Source organism: Solidesulfovibrio sp. (assembly GCF_029978005.1).
Lineage (GTDB): Bacteria > Desulfobacterota > Desulfovibrionia > Desulfovibrionales > Desulfovibrionaceae > Solidesulfovibrio.
In genome coordinates this window covers 14,786-34,427 of record NZ_JARKOZ010000089.1, presented here as the reverse complement: position 1 = coordinate 34,427, position 19,642 = coordinate 14,786, and the positions used below count along the sequence as shown (strand labels likewise).

The window sequence follows — 19,642 nt, the reverse complement described above, 5'->3', positions numbered from 1 at the left end:
CCCCCCCCCCCCCCCCCCCCCCCCCCCCCCCCCCCCCCCCCCCCCCCCCCCCCCCCCCCCCCCCCCCCCCCCCCCCCCCCCCCCCCCCCCCCCCCCCCCCCCCCCCCCCCCCCCCCCCCCCCCCCCCCCCCCCCCCGGTTTCCATACGAGGACGCGACCACGATGCAAAAGCGCACGATCATCGTTTCGGGGCTGGCCGCCACGTATCCGCTGGGCGGCGTGGCCTGGGACTACATCCAGTATCTGCACGGGTTCTACCGCCTGGGCCACGACGTCTATTATCTCGAGGACACCGGCGGCTGGGCCTATGATCCGTTCAACGTCACCTTCGTGGACGATCTGACGTACCATACCAAGTACCTGGGCGATTACGTCGCCGCCCTGGACCCGGGCCTGGCCAAGCGCTTTTGCGTCATCGGCCCGGACGACCGGCACTGGGGCATGTCCGCCGAGAACCTGGCTTCGGTGGTGGCGCGCGCCGACGTCTTCTTCAACATCTCGACCACCTGCCAGTTGCGCGACGCCTACGCCAAAATCCCGGTCAAGGTGCTCATCGACTCCGATCCCCTCTACACCCAGTCGAGCTTCCCCCAGTACCTGGACGGCACGGCCACGGACGAGGAAAAGCACAACATCGAGAACATGCGCCGCCACGACGTGTTCTTTTCCTTCGGGGAAAACGTGGGCGAGGATTTCTGCACTGTGCCCAAGGGCGTCGTGGACTGGATCCCCACGCGCCAGCCCATCGTGCTGGACAGCTGGTCCGGCGCGCCGGAAAAGCCCGCCCGCGACGCCTTCACCACCGTGCTCTCCTGGCAGCCGACCCAGAAGGGACCCCTTGTCGGAGGCGTGCAGTACGGCGGCAAGAACATGGAATTCGAGAAGATGCTCGACCTGCCCCAGAAGACCGGCGCGACCCTGGAGCTGGCGCTTGGCGGCGGCCGGCCGCCCCGGGAGCTTTTGGAAGAGAAGGGCTGGAAGCTGCGCGACGGCTTTTCCATGTCCCAGACGCCCTGGGTCTACCGCGACTACATCTGGGACAGCCTGGCGGAATTCTCCACCGCCAAAAACGCCTACGTGGCCACGCGCTCGGGCTGGTTCTCCTGCCGCACCGCCTGCTACCTGGCTTCCGGCCGTCCGGCCGTGGTCCAGGACACGGGCTATTCGCGCTTCATGGACGTGGGCGAAGGCGTGCTGGCCTTCGACGACGAGGCCGGGGCCCTGGCCGGCATCGAGGCCGTGCGCGCCGACTGGGAGCGCCACTCCAAGGCGGCCAAGGCCTTCGCCGCGCGCTGGTTCGACTCCGACGCGGTGCTCTCCAAGCTCCTGGCCGACGCCCTGCGCTAGTCCGCCGCATCCTCAACCCGCAGATACTGCATGAAGCGCATGTTTTTCCGGATGACGGCAAGGGTGTTTCGGTGCTCGTTCGGGCCGGCGGCGGATCGCCGCGTCGGCCGCCTCGTGATGTTTTTCCTGCTCGCGGCCGCGCTCTGGGCGGCCGCGCCCGCCCTGGCCGGCGGCTACGGCACGGCGCGCCAGGACGGGGCCTGGTGGCTGACCATGCCCGGCGGGCCGCGCTTTTTTTCCATCGGCGCGGACACGGTCAACGGCGGCGACAAGCACTACCGGGAAAACGGCTACTACTGGGAGAAATACTATCCCGACCAGGCCGCCTGGGCCGAGGCCGCGCAAGGACGCCTCTACGCCTGGGGCTTCAACACCCGGGGCGGCTGGTCCGACCCGACCACGGCCATGCGCCTGCCGCTGGTGCCGGAGATCGACCTGGGGCGCAACAGTCGCCTCCACTGGTTCGACCCCTTCGCCCCGGACGCCCAGGAGATCGCCACGGCCCGTGCCATACAGCTCGTGGCCCCGTACAAGGACAACCCGGCGGTCATCGGCTATTTCACGGACAACGAGGTGGGCTGGTGGAACGCGCCCCTTTTCCGCTGGTACCTCGGCAACGAGTGGGCCGTGTACACCAAGCGGTTCCTCTGGCGCATGATTTACGACTACTACCAGGGCGACTGGCGCAGGCTCCTGGTCGATTTCACGCCCGGCCAGGGAATCGACAGTTTCGAGGACCTGAAAGAGGGCCGGGCGCAGCTCCGCCTGCGCCCGGGCGGCCACGGCATCGCGCTCATCCAGCGCTTCACCGCCGCCTGCGCCGGCCGCTACTACGAGCTCGTCTACAAGGCCCTCAAGGCCGCCGACCCCGACCGCCTGGTCATGGGCGACCGGCTGCCGCTCTACTACAACCAGGACGCGGTCCTGGCCTCGCGGGGCTTTCTCGACGTCCTTTCCACCAACTACAACGTGGACGCCCCGGACGGCTGGGTGGCCCCGTACTATTTCGACGGCCTGGCCGGGCTCACGGACGTGCCGGTGCTCATCTCGGAATTCTTTTTCGCCGCCGACGAGAACCGCTCGGGCAACGTCAACAACGGCCACCTGATGCACGTGGCGACCCAGGCCGAGCGGGCCGTGGGCGCGGCGGCGGCGATGCGCAACTTCGCCTCGTTTAAAAACATCGCCGGCGTCCATTGGTTCCAGTACTACGACGAGCCCTCGGGCGGCCGGGGCGACGGCGAGAACTTCAACATGGGCCTGGTGGACATCAACGACGTCCCCTACGAGGGGCTCGTGGCCGCCCTGGCCGCCGCCAACCGGGACGTGCCGGCCCTCCACGCCGCAAGCGGGAAGAAGACCCCGCCGCCCATGCCGGCCGTCATCCCCATCCACCCGGCCAAGGCCCCGGTCCGCGCCGACGACGATTCGCTGGCCGACTGGCCGGACAAGGCCGGCACGCGCCTGCCCTGGTTCAGCGTGCCCGCGCCGCATGTGCCCTTCGGCGACGTGCACCTGTCCTGGAGCCCGGAGAGCCTCAACCTCTTCAACCTGGCCCAGAACTACGCCGACCTGTTTCTTCTGGCCCACGACGGCGAGTTTCCGCCCTCGGAGTCCTACCGCATCAACCTCGACGTGGACGCCGGCGCGGGCATGCGCCACTTCGCCCTGTGCCTGGTGCCGCGCCCCCATGCCAAGTACCCCGGCCGCTTCGAGCTGGCCCCCAGGCTCTACGCCGTGGCCGACGACGGCGGGCTTTCCCCCATCGATCCCCAGGGCGTCATGCAGGTCCTGGACAAGCCCTTGCCCCACATCGCCGTGGAACTGGCCCTGCCGGCGCGGCTGCTTGGCGTGGAGCGCCTGGAGTCCGGCATGGCGCTGTCGCTTCGCATCGAGGCGATCACGTTCTACAGGGAAATGGCCATGACCCTCGGCGCGCCGGCCAGGGACGGCAAACGCGGTGAAGCAACGAGGACCGCCCCCGTGGCGGCGGTCCTTTCCGACCAGTAAACCCATCAAGGAAGAACGCTCCATGGCAACCAACATCCTCGTCACCGGCGGCGCGGGCTACATCGGTTCCCATACCTGCAAGGCCCTCAAGGCGGCCGGCTTCACCCCGATCACCTTCGACAGCATGGTCTACGGCCACGACTGGGCCGTCAAATGGGGACCGCTGGTGCGCGGCGACATCCTGAACCGCGGCGAGCTCGACGAGGTCTTCGCCGAGTTTAGGCCCGCCGCCGTGCTCCATTTCGCCGCCTTCGCCTACGTGGGCGAGTCCGTGACCGACCCGGAGAAGTACTACCGCAACAACGTGGCCGGATCGCTGTCGCTGCTTTCGGCCATGCGCCGGGCCGGCTGCCGCCACATCGTCTTTTCCAGCACCTGCGCCACCTACGGCGCGCCCGAGCGCGTGCCCCTGACCGAGGACCACCCGACCCGGCCCATGAGTCCCTACGGCACGAGCAAGCTCATGATCGAGCAGATGCTCAGGGACTTCGACGCGGCCTACGGCATGACCTACACGGCGCTGCGCTACTTCAACGCCGCCGGCGCGGACCCCGAGGGCGAGATCGGCGAGGACCACAAGCCCGAGACGCACCTCATCCCCCTGGTCGTGGCCGCGGGCCTCGGCCGCATCCCCCGGGTGGAGATCTTCGGCACCGACTACCCGACTCCGGACGGCACGGCCGTTCGCGACTACATCCACGTCACGGACCTGGCCGACGCCCACATCCTGGCCGTCAAAAGGCTCCTGGACGGGGGGGGAAGCGCCGTCTACAACCTGGGCACCGGCACGGGCAATTCCGTGCGCGAGGTGATACAGGCCGTGGAGAAGGTCTCGGGCAAGCCCGTGCCCGTGGTGGAGGGGCCGCGCCGGGCCGGCGATTCGCCGGGGCTTTACGCCGACTCCGGGGCCATCATTCGGGAGCTCGGCTGGAAGCCGCGTTTCATGGACCTGGCCCCCATCGTGGAGACGGCCTGGAACTGGCACCTCGGCCACGTCCCGGGCAAATTGAGTTGCAAAATCTCCACGGCGGGGTAGAGTCCGGCCAAAACGCGCCGCGCGGAGGACGCATGGACTACGCCGCCCTGGGACTGGATTTCCACGCCATCCGCAACAGGAACGAGGAGCGGGTCATCAACCTCATGCCCGGGGTGCTGGCCGAGTTTCCGGACTTCCGCTACACCCGCACGGACATCGAGGACATCTACGCCCTGACCCTCAACATGCTGCCGGCCCGCTACGTGCAGTCCGTGAGCCTGGTCATCGACGAGCCCGTCACGGACGACACCGTGCGGCTTATGCTGCGCGAGGCCGTGCGCACCGTGCGCGCCCGGCCGAATATGTAGGATTTGTAGGGGGGAAGCCTCCGGCGGCCAAAGGGCGAAGCCCTTTGGAATCCCGCCAGGGGGGAGCGAGTCGGAATCCGGGAGAGATGACTTCGCGTGTTTTGATGGTGCGCGAAAGAAAGATATGCTGCGGCGGCCGGGGGTGATGCCCCCGGCCGCCGCTTCGTTTGCGCGGCCGACGTCACAAATGCCGTTTGAGGCAGTAGAGGCTCCACAGGCTGGCCGCCGCGGCGATGGCTCCGGCCACGAAGCCGACCACGGGCAGGCCCAGGCCGTCCACCGTCAGGCCGCCGAGAAACGCCCCCGAGCCGATGCCGATGTTGTAGATGCCGGACTGCATGGACATGGCGATGTCCGTGGCCTCGGGCGCGGCTTTGACCACCCGCGTCTGGAGGACCAGGTTGAAGGCGGCCATGGCTATCCCCCATACGGCGCAAAGGGCGAGGAGCAGGGCGGGCGAGGCGGCCGCCGGCCGGAGCAGCAGCAGGCAGGCGGCGGTCAGGGCGATGGGCGCGCCGAACATGGTCACCGGATGCCGGTCGTTGTCCCGGGCGAAGAGATAGCAGCCCAAGATGCCGGTCAGGCCGAAGAGCAGGAGCGTCAGGGTGGTGAAGTTCTCGCTGCCCCGGGCCACCTCGGCGATGAACGGCTCGATGTAGGTGTAGGCCGTGAAATGGCCGGTCACCAGCAGCACGGTCAGGACGTAGAGGCCGACGAGCGCCGGCCGGCGCAAAAGCACCGGCAGGCTGCGCAGGTCGCCGGCGTGCTGGCTGGGAAGCTCCGGCAGCCGCCGCAAAAGCGCCGCCATGACCAGGAGCGCCAACCCGCCGATGCACAGAAAGGTCATGCGCCAGCCGAGCCACAGGCCGATGACGCGGCCCAGGGGCAGCCCCAGGACCATGGCCAGGCCCGAGCCCGTGGACAGGATGCCGAGCGCCCGGGAGCCGTAGTTGGGCGGGGCGACGCGCAGGGCCAGGGGGATGTTGATGGACCAGAAAATGGCGTGGGCGCAGACCACGCCGATCCGGGAGGCCAGGAGCACGGGAAAGCTCCAGGCGACGCCCGACAGGGCGTGGCTGGCGATGAAGACGAGAAACACCCGGAGCAGCAGCCTGCGCCGCTCCATGCCGGCGCAAAGGAGCATGAGCGGCAGGGAGAGCAGGGCCACCATCCAGGCGTAGATCGTGACGAGCAGCCCCGCCCGTGAGGCAGAGATGCCGAAGTCGGCGGCGATGTCGCTTAAAAGCGCGATGGGCGCGAATTCCGTGGTGTTGAACACGAACACGGCCACGGCCAGGAGGATGACCGGAAGCCAGTCGCGGCGCGTGGGTTCGGGAGCGAGGGAAGGCATGGCGGTGGTATTGCGCCGCAAGGCGGCGAAGTCGCCTCCTGGTATGCCGATCGCCCGCCGTTGGCAAGGGCGCGCCGCTCCGGGCCAGCGTCATTGCAGTTGACTCCAGGCAGGGCTCCGGTCAACCAGAACCGGTCCCGGGAGTCCAGAGGGCGCAAGCCCTTTGGCCGCCGGAGGCGTTCCTCCTCCCCTTCCCTCACGCCCCCTTGGGCGTGGCCGTGCCGCCGGCGGCGGCCAGTTCGGCCAGGGCCGTTTCGAGCATGTGCGGCACGCGGCCGGCCACGGTAGGGGAGAGCTCCACGGCCAGGGTCTTGAAGTCGAAGGGCTCCATGCCGATGACCACGGTGTCAGGGCGCTTGCCCACCAACTCGCAGTAGATGAGCGTGTCCACGAGGTCGGACTGGTGCATGGAGTCCTTGAAGGCCAGGGACTTGCGCAGGTCCTCGCCGACGAGGCGATAGACCGTGCCGGGTTCGCCGCCGCCGAGCACCGCGTCGAGCACGATGCAGAAGTCGCAGTCCATGAGCGGCTGCATGAGCCGCATGCCCAGGTTGCCGCCGTCCATGAGCGTCACGTTGTCGGAAAAATCGTAGGCTTCGAGCAGTTGCTCCACGGCCCGCACGCCGACGCCCTCGTCGGTGTAGAGGATGTTGCCGACGCCTAAAATCAGGATTTTACGCGGGGAATCGGACATGAAACCTCCCTGAAAACGGAGAACCCGGCCGAGGCCGGGTTCTCCGAATACGCGAAGCGGGCGGGTTTAGACAACCCGGAACTTGAGGATCTCGTTGGTCTCGGGTTCGATGACGTGCACGCCGCAGGCGATGCAGGGGTCGAAGGCGTGGACCGTGCGCAGGATTTCCACCGGGCGCTTGGGATCGGCGATGGGGGTGCCGATGAGCGCCTCTTCCACGGGGCTCTTGTCGCCCTTGGCCCCGCGGGGGCCGAGGTTCCAGGTGGAGGGAACGACCAGCTGGAAGTTGTCGATCTTCTTGCCCTTGATGCGGATCCAGTGGGACAGCGCGCCGCGGGGGGCGTCGCAAAGGCCCACGCCCTTGGACTCCTCGGGCATCTCCCACTTGGCGCACAGGGTGTTGTCCTTGGCCGAGCTGTCGGCGAACTCCTTGATCCACTTCTCCATGTTGGCGGCGATGATGGCCGTCTCGATGCCGCGGGCGGCGGTGCGGCCGAGGGTGGAGTGGAGCGCCGTGGCGGGCACGGACAGCTTGCCGAGCACCATGTCCACGACCTTCTTGTACTCGGGCTGGCCCTTGGCGTAGGCGATGAAGCAGCGGGCCAGGGGACCGACTTCCATGGCCAGGCCCTTGTAGCGGGGGGCCTTCATCCAGGAGTAGTGGTCCTTGTCGTCGAGCTTGGTGTACTTGGGATCGGTGACGCCGTCGTAGGGGTGCAGGCCGTCGGCGCCGGGCTTGTACCAGGAGTACTTGACGTCCTCGTAGATGGCGCCGAGGTCCACCTTGTCCACCTTGCCGAGGTCGCGGCCCGTGATGATGCCGGCCGGGAAGTAGGAGGACTCCATGTGCTTCTCGGGCGAGCTTTCGTCGGTGGCGAACTCGCCGAAGGCCATGTAGTTGGTGCAGCCGCCGATGCCGCCCCAGTCCTTGTAGAAGCCGGCCACGGCCAGCAGGTCCGGGATGTAGACGTCGTTGACGAACTGGCAGACTTCTTTGGTCAGCGCCAGGTAGTTGGCCAGGGGGTCCTTGGTCATGGCCTGGTAGTTGGAGCAGCCGCCCACGACCGTGAACTGGGTGTGGGGGTTCTTGCCGCCGAGGATGGCCATGGCGCTGGCGGCCTTGACCTGCAGGTGCAGGGCTTCCAGGTAGTGGGCCGTGGCGATGAGGTCGAGCTCGGGCGGCAGGTAGTAGGCCTTGTGGCCGCCGAGGAAGTAGGCGTTGGTGAAGATGCCGAGCTGTCCGGACTCGACGAAGGCTTTCAGCTTGTCCTGGACGGCTTTCAGGGCCTCGGCGGAGTTGCCGGGGCGGGCCGGGGCCACGGAGGCGGCCAGCTTGGCGGCCTTCTGCGGATCGGCCTTCAGCGCATTGGTCACGTCCACCCAGTCCAGGGCGTGGAGGTGGTAGAAGTGGACGATGTGGTCATGGAGGTACTGGGAGGCCATGACCAGGTTGCGCATCATGCGGGCGTTGCCGGGGATGTTGACCTTGACGGCGTCGTCCACGCAGCGGGTGGAGGCCAGGGCGTGGACGTAGGTGCACACGCCGCAGGCGCGCTGGGTGAAGTGCTGGGCGTCGCGGGGGTCGCGGCCCTTGAGGATGATCTCCAGGCCGCGGAAGAGCTGGGAAGAGCTCCAGGCGTCCTTGACCTTGCCGTTCTCGACTTCGACCATGATCCGCAGGTGCCCTTCGATCCGGGTGATGGGGTCGACCACGATGGGGCCGGTGAAGGTGGATTGCGGCGTGGGTTTGCTCTCAGCCATATGCTTCCTCCGTCACGAGACGTGCGCTGCAGTTAGAAGGTGTTCGGGGACCGACCATGAACCGGGCAGGAAGCGTCTAGCCCTGCTCGTAGAAGGGGGTCATGGTGTCCCAGAAATCCGGCTCGCTGCACCCGATGCAGGGGTGGCCGGCCTGGACGGGCCAGTTGACCTGGTTGAAAAGCACCTTCGGACAGTTGTTGTAGGTCACGGGACCCTTGCAGCCGAGTTCGTAGAGGCAGAAGCCCTTCTTGGCCTCTTCGGAATCGAAGGAGGGAGCGAATTCGGAAGCCTCGAAATGCGGCAGGCGCGGACAGTTGTCGTGGACCAGCTCGCCGAAGAAGATCTTCGGACGGCCGTTGGAGTCGAGTTCCGGAATGCCCTTTTCCAGGACATGGACCACGGCGCCGATGAAATTGATGGGGTTGGGCGGGCAGCCGGCGATGTTGATCGTCTTGATGCCCGTGCCGTCGCTGACGCTCACGGCCTGGCTGGGGTTCGGCTTGGCCTTCTGGATGCCGCCGTAGGCGGCGCAGGTGCCGAGGCTGATGACGCCCTTGGCCTTGGGGGCGATCTTCTTGGTGGTCTCCAGCATGGGGTGCCCGGAGACCATGCCCCAGTTGCCGCCCTCGATGGTGGGCAGGCCGCCCTCGACCACCAGATAGAATCCGTCGGGGGACTCGATGGCCTTGTGCAGGGCATCCTCGGCGGCTTCGCCGGCGGCGGCCATGATGGTCTCCTGGTAGTCCAGGGAGATGGTGTCGAGGATGAGCGAATCGATGTACGGTTTGATGGTCCGAAGAGCCGCCTCGGTGCAGCCGGTGCATTCGGCGTTGTGCAGCCACACGACGGAGGGGCGGCGCTTGGCCGTCAAGGCCTGGGCCACCTTGGGGGCGAAGGCCGGGCCCATGCCCATGGCCGCCGCGACGGTGGCGCAGAATTTCATGAAGTCGCGGCGGGAGACGCCGTTCTGCTCAAGCCGTTTTTCCGCATCATCCCTGCCAAGACCCACGGAAAAGTTCATAAACGTCCTCCTTTGTTTTCAAAAGGACATGCCCGCCTGCCGCCATGGCGCACCGGGCGTGTCGCCTCCATCCCTCGCGTTGCGCGCGCCGGGGACGGGCAAAAAGCCCGCCCCCGGCGCGTTGCGATGGCATAAAAAAAGAGCCAGCCGGATTACGTGTTCCCTGTCGCAGTAAATCACGCATTGCAGGCGACGTCAATGGGGTTTGCCAAAATTTTCACGTGATTCAAGGGTGTTACGAGGAAGACTCTGGGGGGGAAGTAAAGGATACGAACTAAAAAAAAGTATGCAGCATGTCGCACCCGTTACGACCCCGAGACCGATAGAAGACGGGGCGCGCGACAGGCGGACGCTCAGCGCCCCGGGCGCAGCAAGGCGTCGATGGAGGCCAGCGGCGGCGTCTCGCCGCGCGCCAGCCGGGCCAGCAGAATGATCTCAGGACGATATTCGAAGTGCATGAGGTCGAACTCCGCCCATTTGCCGCCCCAGATGAAGCCCTCGGCCTCGAAGGCCGCCACCACGGACGGGGGAAAGGCCTGGCGCACGGCGAGCATGTTCCTGCCGCGCGGCAGGTTGCGCCAGTAGGGGTTGCCCCGGGGGCTCACGTCCACGGCGGCGGCGAAGGCGTGGGCCGAGAGCCGGTCCGTGCCGGCGATCACGCGCCAGACCATGCCGCCCGAGGCGGGCAGCAGGTATTTGCGGATGCCGGGATCGGCGGCGGCCAGCTTCTCCAGCCGGGTCGAGACCCGGGCGAAGGCGTCGGCCGCGCCCTGGCGGGCGTTGAAGGGGATGGACTGGTTGAAGAAGGGGACCGGGCGGCAGGCGGCGCGCACCTCGGCCTGGGTGTGGCCGTAGAGGGCGAAGAAGAGCGCCTGGGCGCGCTGGCGCCCGGGCGAGAACCACAGGGGCGGCTCGGCGGCGACCGGCCCCAGGGGGTAGGGCTGGGCCAGTATGGTCTTGAGGTCCGGGTCCTCCACCGACTCCTCGGCCGAGCGGGGGCGGCCGTCGTCGTAGGGCAGGCGCGCGCCGTCGGCCAGGACGACCGTGGCGCGTCCGCCCGGCGCGACCTCCACGGCCTGGATGACGCCGGGATAGGCCGTGGCCAGGACCGACAGGTCGCGCCGGGCCTGGGGGGAGAGCGTCTGGGCCGGGGCCGGCGAAACGAGGCAAAGGAGACAGGAAAGGAGCAGCAGGCCGCGAAAGGGATGGCGCATGGCGGAACTTCCTCCGGAGGCCCGGCATAGCGCCGCCGGACCGCCGCGGCAAGGGCGGGCAGGCGTCAGCGGCAAAAAAACGAGAGCAGCCACTTGAGGCGGCCGCACAGCCGGCCTTCGCGGCGAACGCCGGCGTCCGGGCTGTCCAGGAGCTCCGGGCGCAGGCGCAGGACGGCGCGCACGGCCAGCTGCGCGCCGAAACCCGTCAGCCCGGCGCACTGGGCGTCGTGGGCCTTTTTGTCGTCTTTCACGGGCTTGGTCAGCACCCGGCAGCAGGCGGACTTGTGGCGGCGGGTGAAGGCCTCGTGGATGGCGGCGGCCTCGCGGCGCACGGCGGCGCGCGCCGCGGCGGCCTCCCCCCGGGAGCACAGCGCGCCCACGGCCAGGCAGGCCCCGGCCACGGCCCCGCACAGGCAGCCCCGGTCGCCGATTCCGGCGGTGAGCCCGGCGGCCAGGCCCACGGCTTGCCCTTCGGTCAAGGGCAGGCCGAAGGCCTCGTTGACCGCGACCAGGATGGCCTCGGCGCAAAGCAGGCGGCGGTTGCTGAAAAGGGCTTCGGCCCTGGCCCCCACGGCCTGGCCCAGGGCGTCCTCGCGCGCCGCGCGGGACGGCGTGTCCCGGGGTGGGCGCGGCGCGGCGGGCGTGTCGGGCAAGGGATGACGGCGGAAAAAATCAAAAAGCAGCATGGTACGACCTCGGGCGGCATGGGCATTTCCCGGAATCGGGAGGTCCAGGAGGGGGCGCTCCCCCTCCTGGCCGCCGGAGGCGTTTCCCCCCGGCTATTTCGCCGCTTCCACGGGGTAGCCGGCGCCCTTCCAGGCGAAGATGCCGCCAGGGTAGCGCACCACGTTGGTGTAGCCAAGCTTCTTGGCCCAGACCGCGCCGTTGTGGCTGCGGGTGCATTTGACGAAGCCGCAGTAGACCACGATGGGAACGTTCTTGTCCGGCCCCAGCAGCTTGGTGTAGTCGGCCTCGGACTTGGCGCCGGTCTCCTTGGCGTCCCATTTGTCCATGTCCGGGATGGGGAAGAGGAAATTGACCGCGCCGGGGATGTGCTCCTTCTTGTAGCTGTCCTCGAAGGGCATGGTGTCCACGATGACCATTTTCTTGCCTTCGTCGATCCACTTCTTGAGTTCCTCGGTGGAGACGAGGCCGTAGCCGCCTTTCTGGGTGTCGCGCACGAGCTTGACGGCTTCCTTTTCCTTGGCGGTCTCGTCCTCGAACTTGTCGGCCCGGGCCGCCTGGGCCAGGCAGAAGACGCAAAGGACGAGCAGGGCGGGGATCAGTTTGCGGGCGCGCATGAGGGCTCCTTGGGGGTTGGGGGTTGGCGGCGCGGGGCGTGAAATCGCCTCCAGGCGACGCAGTAGGCCACGCCGGCGAGCATGGCCAGGTCGCGCCGCAGGGTGGGCCACAGACCGTGGTAGACCTCGCCTTCGGGGTCGCCCGGACCGTAGCAGCCGCAGTCGATGTCCAGGCCCTGGCGGATGGCGTTGACCACCACGCCGACGAAAAGGACCAGAAGCCCGCCGATGATGGCGAGGCCGCCGGGCGCGCCCAGGAGAAGCAGGACGCCGCCGACGATTTCCAGCGCCGGCAGGCCCACGGCCAGGGGATAGACCAGGTCCGTGGGCAGGATGGCGAAGGCCTTGATGGTCAGGGCGAAGGCGCGCACGTCGGCCAGCTTGAGGACGCCGGCGACGATGAAGGCCGCGGCCAGGACGGCGCGCACGACCCGGTAGGTCCAGACGGATGCGAGCAGGCTGCGGAGGTGGCGCATGGCGGAGGGTCTCCAGGGTTCGGCCGAGACCCTCCCTTCTTACCATGCGGTAATTCTTCTGACAAATCGGCGAGATGAATCGCAGGTCCAAAAAACGATAGACTGCGCCGATCACTGCCCGGACGCGGGCCCGCCCGTGCCCGCGTCCGGCGCGTCCCGGGACGGCTGGGCCTTGGCCGGAATCCGGAGCACCGTGCCGGGCTTGAGGTTGTCCGGGTCGACGCCGGGGTTGGCGGCGATGACGTCGCGGGTGCGCGCGCCATGGCTGTTGGCCACCTTGGACAGCACGTCGCCCTCCTTGACCGTGTACTCGACCACCGGGCCCGACGGGGCGGCGGCGGGCTTGCCCCAGGCCGCGTCCGGGCTTTTGCCCGCGCCCTCGGGCAGGTTGATGGTCGCGCCGGCCTTGAGGTTCTTGTCGGTGAGCCCGGGGTTGGCCGCGGCCAGCGCCGCTTCGGTCGCGCCGAAGGCCTTGGCGATGCGCGCCAGGCTGTCGCCCTTCTTGACCTTGTAGGTCGCGCCGCCCGCGTCGGCGGCCTGGGCCTTGGGCTGGGCCGGGGCCGGGGCGATGCCCTGGGCCTTGGCCGAGGCCTCGGTCAGGGGGGCGTAGAAGTAGAACACGCGGCCGCGCGCGCCGTCCTTTTCGTAGCGGTTGCCGATGAAGGCATGGCCGGGCCAGCTCCAGGCCGCGACGGCCGACGGCCGGCCCGAGGGCTCGGTCTTGTCGCGCACGGCGTCGGGCGGGCCGTACTTGGCCTCCAGGCTCTTTTGCATGGCCTGGGCCGAATCCGCGCCCTCGTAGTCGATCTCGGCATGGTAGAACTGGTTCTTGTAGAAGGAGTAGGTGACGCGGCGCACGGTCATGCCGCCGAGGGCCTTCTTTTCGTCGGGCTTTTCGTAATGGACGATGTCGCCGTCGCGTTCGACCTGGGTCAGTCCCGGGACGCTCGACGGCGGCGCGCCCCATTTGACGTCGCGAAAGTCCTGGGGCGTTTTCTGGGGATCGGCGGCGAAGGCCGTGGCGGCCGTCGCGGCCAGCAGGGCGAAGCCGGCGCACAGGCCGGCCAGGTGGCGCGTGGACATGATCGGGCAAGCCTCCATGAAAGTCGCCCTGCCATACCCCGGAACGCCGCGTCAGTACAACACCTGGTTGGCCAGGACCTCGGGCCGGTGGAAATGGAACTCCACCCGGCGGTTTCGCGCCGCGTCGCCCGGGGCCAGGACCGGCACCAGGGGGCGAGAGTCGCCGTAGGCCACGGCCCGCACCCGGGAGGGCTCGATGGCGCCCGCGGCGATGACCTGCCGCGCCGCCGCCGCCGCCCGGGCCCCGGAGAGCTCCCAGTTGGAGGCGAAATTGCCCTTGGCCGCCTCGTCGGCGTCGGCGTGGCCCCGGATGACCAGGCACAGGTTGTAGGTCCTCAGCACGTCCACCACGTCGGCCAGAAGCCGCTTGGCCTCCTCGGTCAGCACGGCCGAGCCGGGCGCGAACAGGGCGGAATTCTGCACGCGCAGCAGCACGCCCACGTCGTCGGAGCTCACCCCGCTCGATTCCTTGAGAAAGGGGTCCTCGGTGATGATCTTTTTAAAGCGCACGGCGATGGCGTAGCGCATGGCCTCGTCGCGGTTGAGCGGCGCCGTGTACTGCTTCTCGTTTTTCTCCGGCGAGAACATCGCGCCTTGCGGGGGCTTGGGCGTGTCCTTGAAATACTGCTCGAGCTGCTTCTGCACGCTCGGCGGCACCATGTTGAGGATCCACATGAGCAGGAAAAAGGCCATCATGGCCGTGACGAAGTCGGCGTAGGCCACCTTCCAGCTGGAGCCGTGGGACTTGGGAAAGCCCTGGAGCCTGGGCGGCCTGGTGGGGGCGGGTTTTTTCTTGGCGGTCAGCATGAAGGCGGCGTCCTAGCCCCGCAGCATGGCCTCGAGTTCGGTGAAGTCCGGCCGCAGGGCCTCGGGCACGGCCCGGCGGCCGTATTCCACGGCGATAAAGGGCGTGGCCCCGCGCGCCGCGCCGGCGATGACCGCCCGGATGACCGCAAAGAAGGCCTGGCGCTCCATGGCCTGGTTCTCCAGGTTGGTGGCCAGGGGGCCGACGAAGCCGTAGCACAGGAGCACGCCCAAAAACGTGCCGACCAGGGCCGCGCCGATGCTGTGGCCGAGCACCTCCGGCGGCGCCGTGATCTTGCCCATGGTCAGCACCACGCCGAGCACTGCGGCCACGATGCCAAGGCCCGGCAACGACTCGGCCACCTTGCCCAGGTTGTGGCCCGGGCTTGCCGCCTGCTGGTGCATGGCCTGAATGTCGATGTCCATGAGCTGCTCGATCTCCTGGGCCTCGCCCGTGACGAGGTAGACCCGGAAGGTGTCGCAGATGAACGCCACCGCTTCCTTGTCCCGGGAAAGCCAGCGCGACATGGTGAAGACCGGGCTCGATGTCGGGTGCTCGATGTCCGACTCCACGCTCATGAGCCCTTCGCGCCTGGCCTTGGACAGCAGGCGCGACAAGGCGCTCAGGGTCTCCAGGTACTCCTCGCGGCCGATGCGCGCCGGGGAAAGCACGCGCGGCAGCCCGCGCACCAGCAGGAAAAGGGAGTTGCGGGTGGAGCCGATGAGCATCGAGCCCAGGGCCGCGCCGCCGATGATGAGCCATTCGGTGGGCTGGACCAGCACGCTGAACGCGCCGCCTTCCAGGGAGTAGCCGAGACAGACGGAGGCGAGAACCACGAGCATGCCGACGAGGGCGATCATGAACCGTTTCCTTTTTCGGTTTGAGGGGCCGGGCCGGCCAGGGCGGGCTCGGCGAGGAGCGCGTCGAGGTCGAGGCCGTCGTCCTGTCCGGCGTCCAGGCGTTGGCCGTGCCGGCTGACGGCGTCGGTCCAGGCCGCGAGTTCCTTGACGCCGAAACGGCTGACGTCCAGGAGCTCGATGGATTTTTCGAAGTTGGAGCCCCGCCCCAGGTGCGCGATGCGAAGGCCGAAGCGGCCGCCGCCCTCCTCGGGCTGGGAGCGCATGGTCGCGGCGTGCAGGAACAGGGACAGGGCAACGCCCGCGTCGCCGTAGTCGCGAAGCTTCAGGTAGACGAAGAGCGCCGGGCTGGCGGTCAGCGCCGCCACGACGTCCGGCGGGGCCGAAAGACGCAGCCCCAGCCCCAGGGGCGCGGCGTCGGCCAGCACCAGATGCTGGCCGGGCAGGCCGCGCGAGGCGGGCGGCCCGAGCTCCGCCAGGGGCAGTCGGATAGGGGGGAAGGCCGGGGCCGGCCACAGGGCGAAATCCAGGACAGCGTCCTGCGGGGGCTGGACCCGTTTTTCCGCGCGACGGTCCGACAAGACCATTTCGACCTCCCGATCGGGCAACACTGTCTTTTCTTGCGCGAAATGTCAAAATACGCCTGTCGGATCGGTTACGCCCGGATGGAAAACGTGAACTTCGGCTCTCCTGCGCCTCCCGGCACGGCCGGCCCCGGCCCGCTGGCGCTTCTCCCTCCTTCCTGGTAGGAAACCCGCCGAGAGGCCCCCATGAGCGAATACGTGGAACACGACCAGACCGGGAACAGCGTGGGGCGGGTGGAGAAGCGGTTTTTCACCTTCGCCGCCCCGCCAGGCGTCCTGACCGTGGAATCGGGCCGCACGCTCGGCCCCGTGACCCTGGCCTACGAGACCTACGGCCGACTCGACGAGACCGCCTCCAACGCCGTGCTCGTGCTGCACGCCCTGACCGGCGACTCCCACGCCGCCGGCTACTACGACAAGGCCGACTCCAAGCCCGGCTGGTGGGACATCATGATCGGCCCGGGCAAGCCCATCGACACGGACCGCTACTTCGTGGTCTGCTCCAACGTCATCGGCGGCTGCATGGGCTCGACCGGCCCCTCCTCCGTCGACCCGGCCACGGGACGCCCCTTCGGCCTCAATTTCCCGGTCATCACCATCGGCGACATGGTGCGGGCCCAGAAGCGGCTGGTGGAGCATCTGGGCATAAAAAAGCTCCTGTGCGCCATCGGCGGCTCCATGGGCGGCATGCAGGTCCTCGAATGGGCCGTGCGCTATCCGGACATGGTGCGCGCCGCCGTGCCCCTGGCCACCACCACCAAGCATTCGGCGCTCGGCATCGCTTTCAACGAAGTGGCCCGGCAGGCCATCATGGCCGATCCCAAGTGGAACTGCGGCGACTACTACGACGGCGAAAAGCCCGGCCACGGCCTGGCCGTGGCCCGCATGATCGGGCACATCACCTATCTGTCCGACGAGTCCATGCGCCAGAAGTTCGACCGCCGGCTCCAGGACCGCTGCGAGATCTCGTTCAATTTCGAGGAGGCCGACTTCCAGGTGGAGTCCTACCTGCGCTACCAGGGCCAGAAGTTCGTGGACCGCTTCGACGCCAATTCCTTTCTCTACGTGACCAAGGCGGCGGACTACTTCAACCTGGAGGCCAGCCACGGCGGGGGCTCGGCCGTGGCCGCCTTCGCCAAGGCGCGCTGCCGGTTCCTGGTGGCCTCCTTCTCGTCGGACTGGCTCTACCCGACCTACCAGTCCCGGGCCATGGTCCAGGCCATGAAGAAAAACGGCCTGGACGTGAGCTTCGTGGAGATCGAGGCCAAGTGGGGCCACGACGCCTTCCTTTTGCCCAACGCCAGGCTGTCGGGCATGCTCGAGGGCTTCCTCGACCGGGCGGCCGGGGACGCGGCCAGGGAGGCCGGCCATGCGCTATGACCTGTCGGTGATCGCGTCCTGGATCGAGCCGGGCTCGAAGGTGCTGGATCTCGGCTGCGGCTCGGGCGACCTGCTCCACATCCTGTCCGTGGACAAGGACGTGCGCGGCACGGGCATCGAGGCCGAGGAGGGCAAGGTCACGCGGGGGATCGAAAAGGGCCTGTCCGTCCTGCACGGCGACATCAACGAGGAAGTGCGCGACTACGCCGACGGCAGCTTCGACTACGTGATCCTGTCCCAGACCTTGCAGCAGGTCTACGATCCGGCCAGCCTCATCCGCGAGATGCTGCGGGTGGGGAAATGCGGCATCGTGAGCTTCCCGAACTTCGCCTACTACCGCATTCGCGGCCAGCTGCTCTTCCGGGGGCGGGCCCCGGTCTCCCGGGAGCTGCCCTACGAGTGGTACGACACGCCCAACATCCGGGTCATCACCATCCGCGACTTCCGGCGCTTTTGCCGCAAGGAAGGCTTCGTCATCGCCCGCGAGACGGCCATCAGCACCCCGCACCACCACGAAAAGGGCATGGTGGTGAAGTTTTTTCCCAATCTATTGGCCACGTACGGCATGTTTTTGCTGCGCCGGCGGGGGTAGGGAGAGGGGATGCCTCCGGCGGCCAGGAGGGGCGACGGCCCCTCCTGGACCTCCCGAAAGGGAAAAGCGGGGCGGAGCGATCAGTCGCTGTTCAGATGGTTCCAGGGCGTGTCGCAGATGGGCGCGTAGCCCCGGGCCTGGGCGGCGGCGTCGAGGTGGATCATGGCCGCCGGGGCCGTGTCCAGGTCCGCGTCCCGCGTGCTCTCCACGCGATTGAGCACGATCAGGTAGTGGCCGCAGCTGCGGCAGACGTGGATGCGCTCGCGGTCGCGGCCGGCCGGGAAGAGCACGTCGAGCTGCTCCTGCTCGCCCTCGCCGCAGGCCACGCACTTGAGGCGCGGGTAGCGCCACTGGTGGCCGCACAGCGCGCAGTGCAGGTACAGCCGCCCCGACTTGGCGATGAGAAATTCCGAAGGTTCGCTTTGCTCCTTGAGCATGCCGCAGTCCGGCGGGCCGCCGCAGACCGGGCAGGCGGGCTGTTGCCACAGCACGTCGTCGGCCAGGGGCGAGAGCGTGCGCGCCCTGGCCCGCAGCACGGCGGAAAGCGCCTCGCGCGAGGCGAAGACCAGCGCCCCGGGCCGCACGCCCATCTCCGCGGCCAAAGCCTCCACATCCTCCTCGCTGCCCTGGGCCAGGGCCGTCACGAGCGGCTCGGCCAGGCGCGGCCCCATGGCCATGGCCTGGGCCAGGGCGGCCGCGTCCTTGGCCAGGGCCGGGAAGATTTCCGCCAGGCGCGGCAGCAGCAGGCCCGCCGCCAGCCTGAAGTCCGGCGCGAGCTCCGCCGGGCCGGCGTCGGCCAGCAGGGGCTTGCCGGCGGCGAACAGGTCCGGGTCGAAGGTCATGCCCACGGGCGCGTCCGGCACGGCGGCGGCGATCTCGCGCCGCAGCGCGGCCAGGGCCGTGAAGCGGTCGATGACCTCGGTCAGTTCCGCCGGCGGCGGCACGTCGGGCAGGTCCGGGGAGGCGTGGGTCATGTTCGGGGGAATGCGCATGGGAGTGTCCTCTCTGGGCGAAGCGGCCGCGCGGCCGCCACTGGCAGATGGCGGCCGCGCGACCTGGGAACCGCTTTCCGGCTAGCCGCGCATCCGGGTGACGGGCCGGGCCAGCATGGCCAGAAACGCCTGGCGCGACATCGGGCCCCGGTTGGGGACGCGGCGCTCGGCGTATTCGTGGTAGAGGTTGCGGGGCTCGGTGACGAGGTAGACGACGCGCAGGTATTCCTCGTCCAGGAGCTGGGCCTGGGGATGGCGCTCCTTGACCTTGGCCAGGGTTCTCTGGGCCAGGGCCAGCATGTCGTCGCGCTCGCCGAAGTTCATGGTGCCGGTGCAGCAGGTCTTGACGCAGGCGGGCAGCATGCCGGCCTGCTGGCGGTCGATGCACCAGTCGCATTTGGTGAGCAGCCCCGAATCCCGGTCGCGTACCGGGATGTTGTACGGGCACACGTCGTGGACTTCCTGGGCCTGGTCGATGGTGAGCTTTTTCGTCAGGTCCGTGTAGAGCACGGCCCCGGAGGGCTCATCCAGGACGATGGCCCCGGGCACGTAGGCGTCGGCCGCGTCCTTGCAGGGCGGGACGAGACAATGCCGGCACTGGTCCGGGAAGAAGAGCCATTTCACCTGGCCGTCGATCTTGTGCTCGGAGAACCGCACGATCTTGAAGTTGAACGGCGTGAAGTCCGGCGGGTTCTGGTGGGTGCCGGTCTGTTTGGTGGGCACCGCCTTGTGCTGGTGCCATTCCTTGCAGGCCACCTGGCAGCCGCGGCAGGCCGTGCAGCGGGAAGTGTCGATGAAGAAGGTCTTGGGCATGGCGCGCTCCGTGTAAG

Annotated in this window: 20 protein-coding genes; 6 read left to right on the top strand and 14 right to left on the bottom strand. The window is 68.4% G+C overall.

Translation table 11 applies throughout. From position 1 onward, the window contains the following. Window positions 1–162 precede the first annotated feature (162 nt). From Q1K70_RS10555 to Q1K70_RS10540, 4 genes are all read left to right on the top strand, one after another. Window positions 163–1,347, top strand: a complete 1,185-nt coding sequence (locus tag Q1K70_RS10555) for a glycosyltransferase family 1 protein (RefSeq protein WP_300158878.1) — start codon at window positions 163–165, stop codon at window positions 1,345–1,347. A 117-nt stretch (window positions 1,348–1,464) separates the two neighbouring features. Next, complete coding sequence (locus tag Q1K70_RS10550) at window positions 1,465–3,357, top strand: hypothetical protein (RefSeq protein ID WP_300158875.1); 1,893 nt, start codon at window positions 1,465–1,467, stop codon at window positions 3,355–3,357. 22 nt (window positions 3,358–3,379) lie between these two features. Continuing rightward, complete coding sequence (galE, locus tag Q1K70_RS10545) at window positions 3,380–4,393, top strand: UDP-glucose 4-epimerase GalE (RefSeq protein ID WP_300158872.1); 1,014 nt, start codon at window positions 3,380–3,382, stop codon at window positions 4,391–4,393. Window positions 4,394–4,425: 32 nt separating this feature from the next. Further along, window positions 4,426–4,701 carry a late competence development ComFB family protein gene (locus Q1K70_RS10540; protein WP_300158869.1) on the top strand — a complete coding sequence of 92 codons (276 nt, stop codon included), beginning with the start codon at window positions 4,426–4,428 and terminating at the stop codon, window positions 4,699–4,701. A gap of 181 nt (window positions 4,702–4,882) precedes the next feature. On the opposite strand, the gene Q1K70_RS10535 is transcribed toward Q1K70_RS10540, so the two are convergent. The 12 genes from Q1K70_RS10535 to Q1K70_RS10480 all read right to left on the bottom strand — a co-directional run bounded on the left by Q1K70_RS10535 (window position 4,883) and on the right by Q1K70_RS10480 (window position 15,851). Further along, window positions 4,883–6,052, bottom strand: a complete 1,170-nt coding sequence (locus tag Q1K70_RS10535) for a sugar transporter (RefSeq protein WP_300158866.1) — start codon at window positions 6,050–6,052, stop codon at window positions 4,883–4,885. A gap of 196 nt (window positions 6,053–6,248) precedes the next feature. After that, window positions 6,249–6,746 (bottom strand): HyaD/HybD family hydrogenase maturation endopeptidase, encoded by a 498-nt coding sequence (locus Q1K70_RS10530; protein WP_300158863.1) that lies wholly within the window; start codon window positions 6,744–6,746, stop codon window positions 6,249–6,251. Between the two features lie 66 nt (window positions 6,747–6,812). Then, the gene (locus Q1K70_RS10525) at window positions 6,813–8,507 is read right to left on the bottom strand and encodes a nickel-dependent hydrogenase large subunit (RefSeq protein ID WP_300158860.1); all 1,695 of its coding nucleotides are present in this window, start codon (window positions 8,505–8,507) and stop codon (window positions 6,813–6,815) included. 76 nt (window positions 8,508–8,583) lie between these two features. Then, entirely contained in the window at window positions 8,584–9,528 is a 945-nt protein-coding gene (locus tag Q1K70_RS10520; protein ID WP_300158857.1) for a hydrogenase small subunit, read from the bottom strand. Window positions 9,529–9,881: 353 nt separating this feature from the next. Then, a complete protein-coding gene (locus Q1K70_RS10515) occupies window positions 9,882–10,742 on the bottom strand; it encodes a M15 family metallopeptidase (protein WP_300158854.1) in 861 nt (286 codons plus the stop codon). A gap of 65 nt (window positions 10,743–10,807) precedes the next feature. Next, window positions 10,808–11,428: a C-GCAxxG-C-C family protein gene (locus Q1K70_RS10510; RefSeq protein ID WP_300158851.1), complete on the bottom strand. Its 621-nt coding sequence runs from the start codon at window positions 11,426–11,428 to the stop codon at window positions 10,808–10,810. 93 nt (window positions 11,429–11,521) lie between these two features. Then, the gene (locus Q1K70_RS10505) at window positions 11,522–12,043 is read right to left on the bottom strand and encodes a rhodanese-like domain-containing protein (protein WP_300158848.1); all 522 of its coding nucleotides are present in this window, start codon (window positions 12,041–12,043) and stop codon (window positions 11,522–11,524) included. Next, window positions 12,025–12,519 carry a MauE/DoxX family redox-associated membrane protein gene (locus Q1K70_RS10500; RefSeq protein WP_300158845.1) on the bottom strand — a complete coding sequence of 165 codons (495 nt, stop codon included), beginning with the start codon at window positions 12,517–12,519 and terminating at the stop codon, window positions 12,025–12,027. The genes Q1K70_RS10505 and Q1K70_RS10500 overlap by 19 nt, the downstream gene beginning before the upstream one ends. Window positions 12,520–12,630: 111 nt before the next feature. Next, window positions 12,631–13,602: a LysM peptidoglycan-binding domain-containing protein gene (locus Q1K70_RS10495; RefSeq protein WP_300158842.1), complete on the bottom strand. Its 972-nt coding sequence runs from the start codon at window positions 13,600–13,602 to the stop codon at window positions 12,631–12,633. Between the two features lie 51 nt (window positions 13,603–13,653). Further along, on the bottom strand, window positions 13,654–14,409 hold the full coding sequence (locus Q1K70_RS10490) for a flagellar motor protein MotB (RefSeq protein ID WP_300158840.1): 756 nt from the start codon (window positions 14,407–14,409) through the stop codon (window positions 13,654–13,656). A 12-nt stretch (window positions 14,410–14,421) separates the two neighbouring features. Further along, window positions 14,422–15,267 carry a flagellar motor stator protein MotA gene (gene motA / locus Q1K70_RS10485; protein WP_300158837.1) on the bottom strand — a complete coding sequence of 282 codons (846 nt, stop codon included), beginning with the start codon at window positions 15,265–15,267 and terminating at the stop codon, window positions 14,422–14,424. After that, window positions 15,264–15,851: a hypothetical protein gene (locus Q1K70_RS10480; protein ID WP_300158835.1), complete on the bottom strand. Its 588-nt coding sequence runs from the start codon at window positions 15,849–15,851 to the stop codon at window positions 15,264–15,266. Before Q1K70_RS10480 ends, motA begins: the two co-directional genes overlap by 4 nt. 183 nt (window positions 15,852–16,034) lie before the next feature. Between Q1K70_RS10480 and Q1K70_RS10475 the strand changes: the two genes are divergently transcribed. Both Q1K70_RS10475 and metW read left to right on the top strand, forming a co-directional pair. Then, window positions 16,035–17,228 carry a homoserine O-acetyltransferase gene (locus tag Q1K70_RS10475; protein WP_300158832.1) on the top strand — a complete coding sequence of 398 codons (1,194 nt, stop codon included), beginning with the start codon at window positions 16,035–16,037 and terminating at the stop codon, window positions 17,226–17,228. Beyond that, window positions 17,218–17,820 (top strand): methionine biosynthesis protein MetW, encoded by a 603-nt coding sequence (gene metW / locus Q1K70_RS10470; RefSeq protein WP_300158829.1) that lies wholly within the window; start codon window positions 17,218–17,220, stop codon window positions 17,818–17,820. The genes Q1K70_RS10475 and metW overlap by 11 nt, the downstream gene beginning before the upstream one ends. 80 nt (window positions 17,821–17,900) lie before the next feature. On the opposite strand, the gene Q1K70_RS10465 is transcribed toward metW, so the two are convergent. After that, window positions 17,901–18,812 carry a formate dehydrogenase accessory protein FdhE gene (locus tag Q1K70_RS10465; protein ID WP_300158826.1) on the bottom strand — a complete coding sequence of 304 codons (912 nt, stop codon included), beginning with the start codon at window positions 18,810–18,812 and terminating at the stop codon, window positions 17,901–17,903. A gap of 81 nt (window positions 18,813–18,893) precedes the next feature. After that, complete coding sequence (locus tag Q1K70_RS10460) at window positions 18,894–19,625, bottom strand: 4Fe-4S dicluster domain-containing protein (RefSeq protein WP_300158823.1); 732 nt, start codon at window positions 19,623–19,625, stop codon at window positions 18,894–18,896. Between the last annotated feature and the right edge of the window lie 17 nt (window positions 19,626–19,642).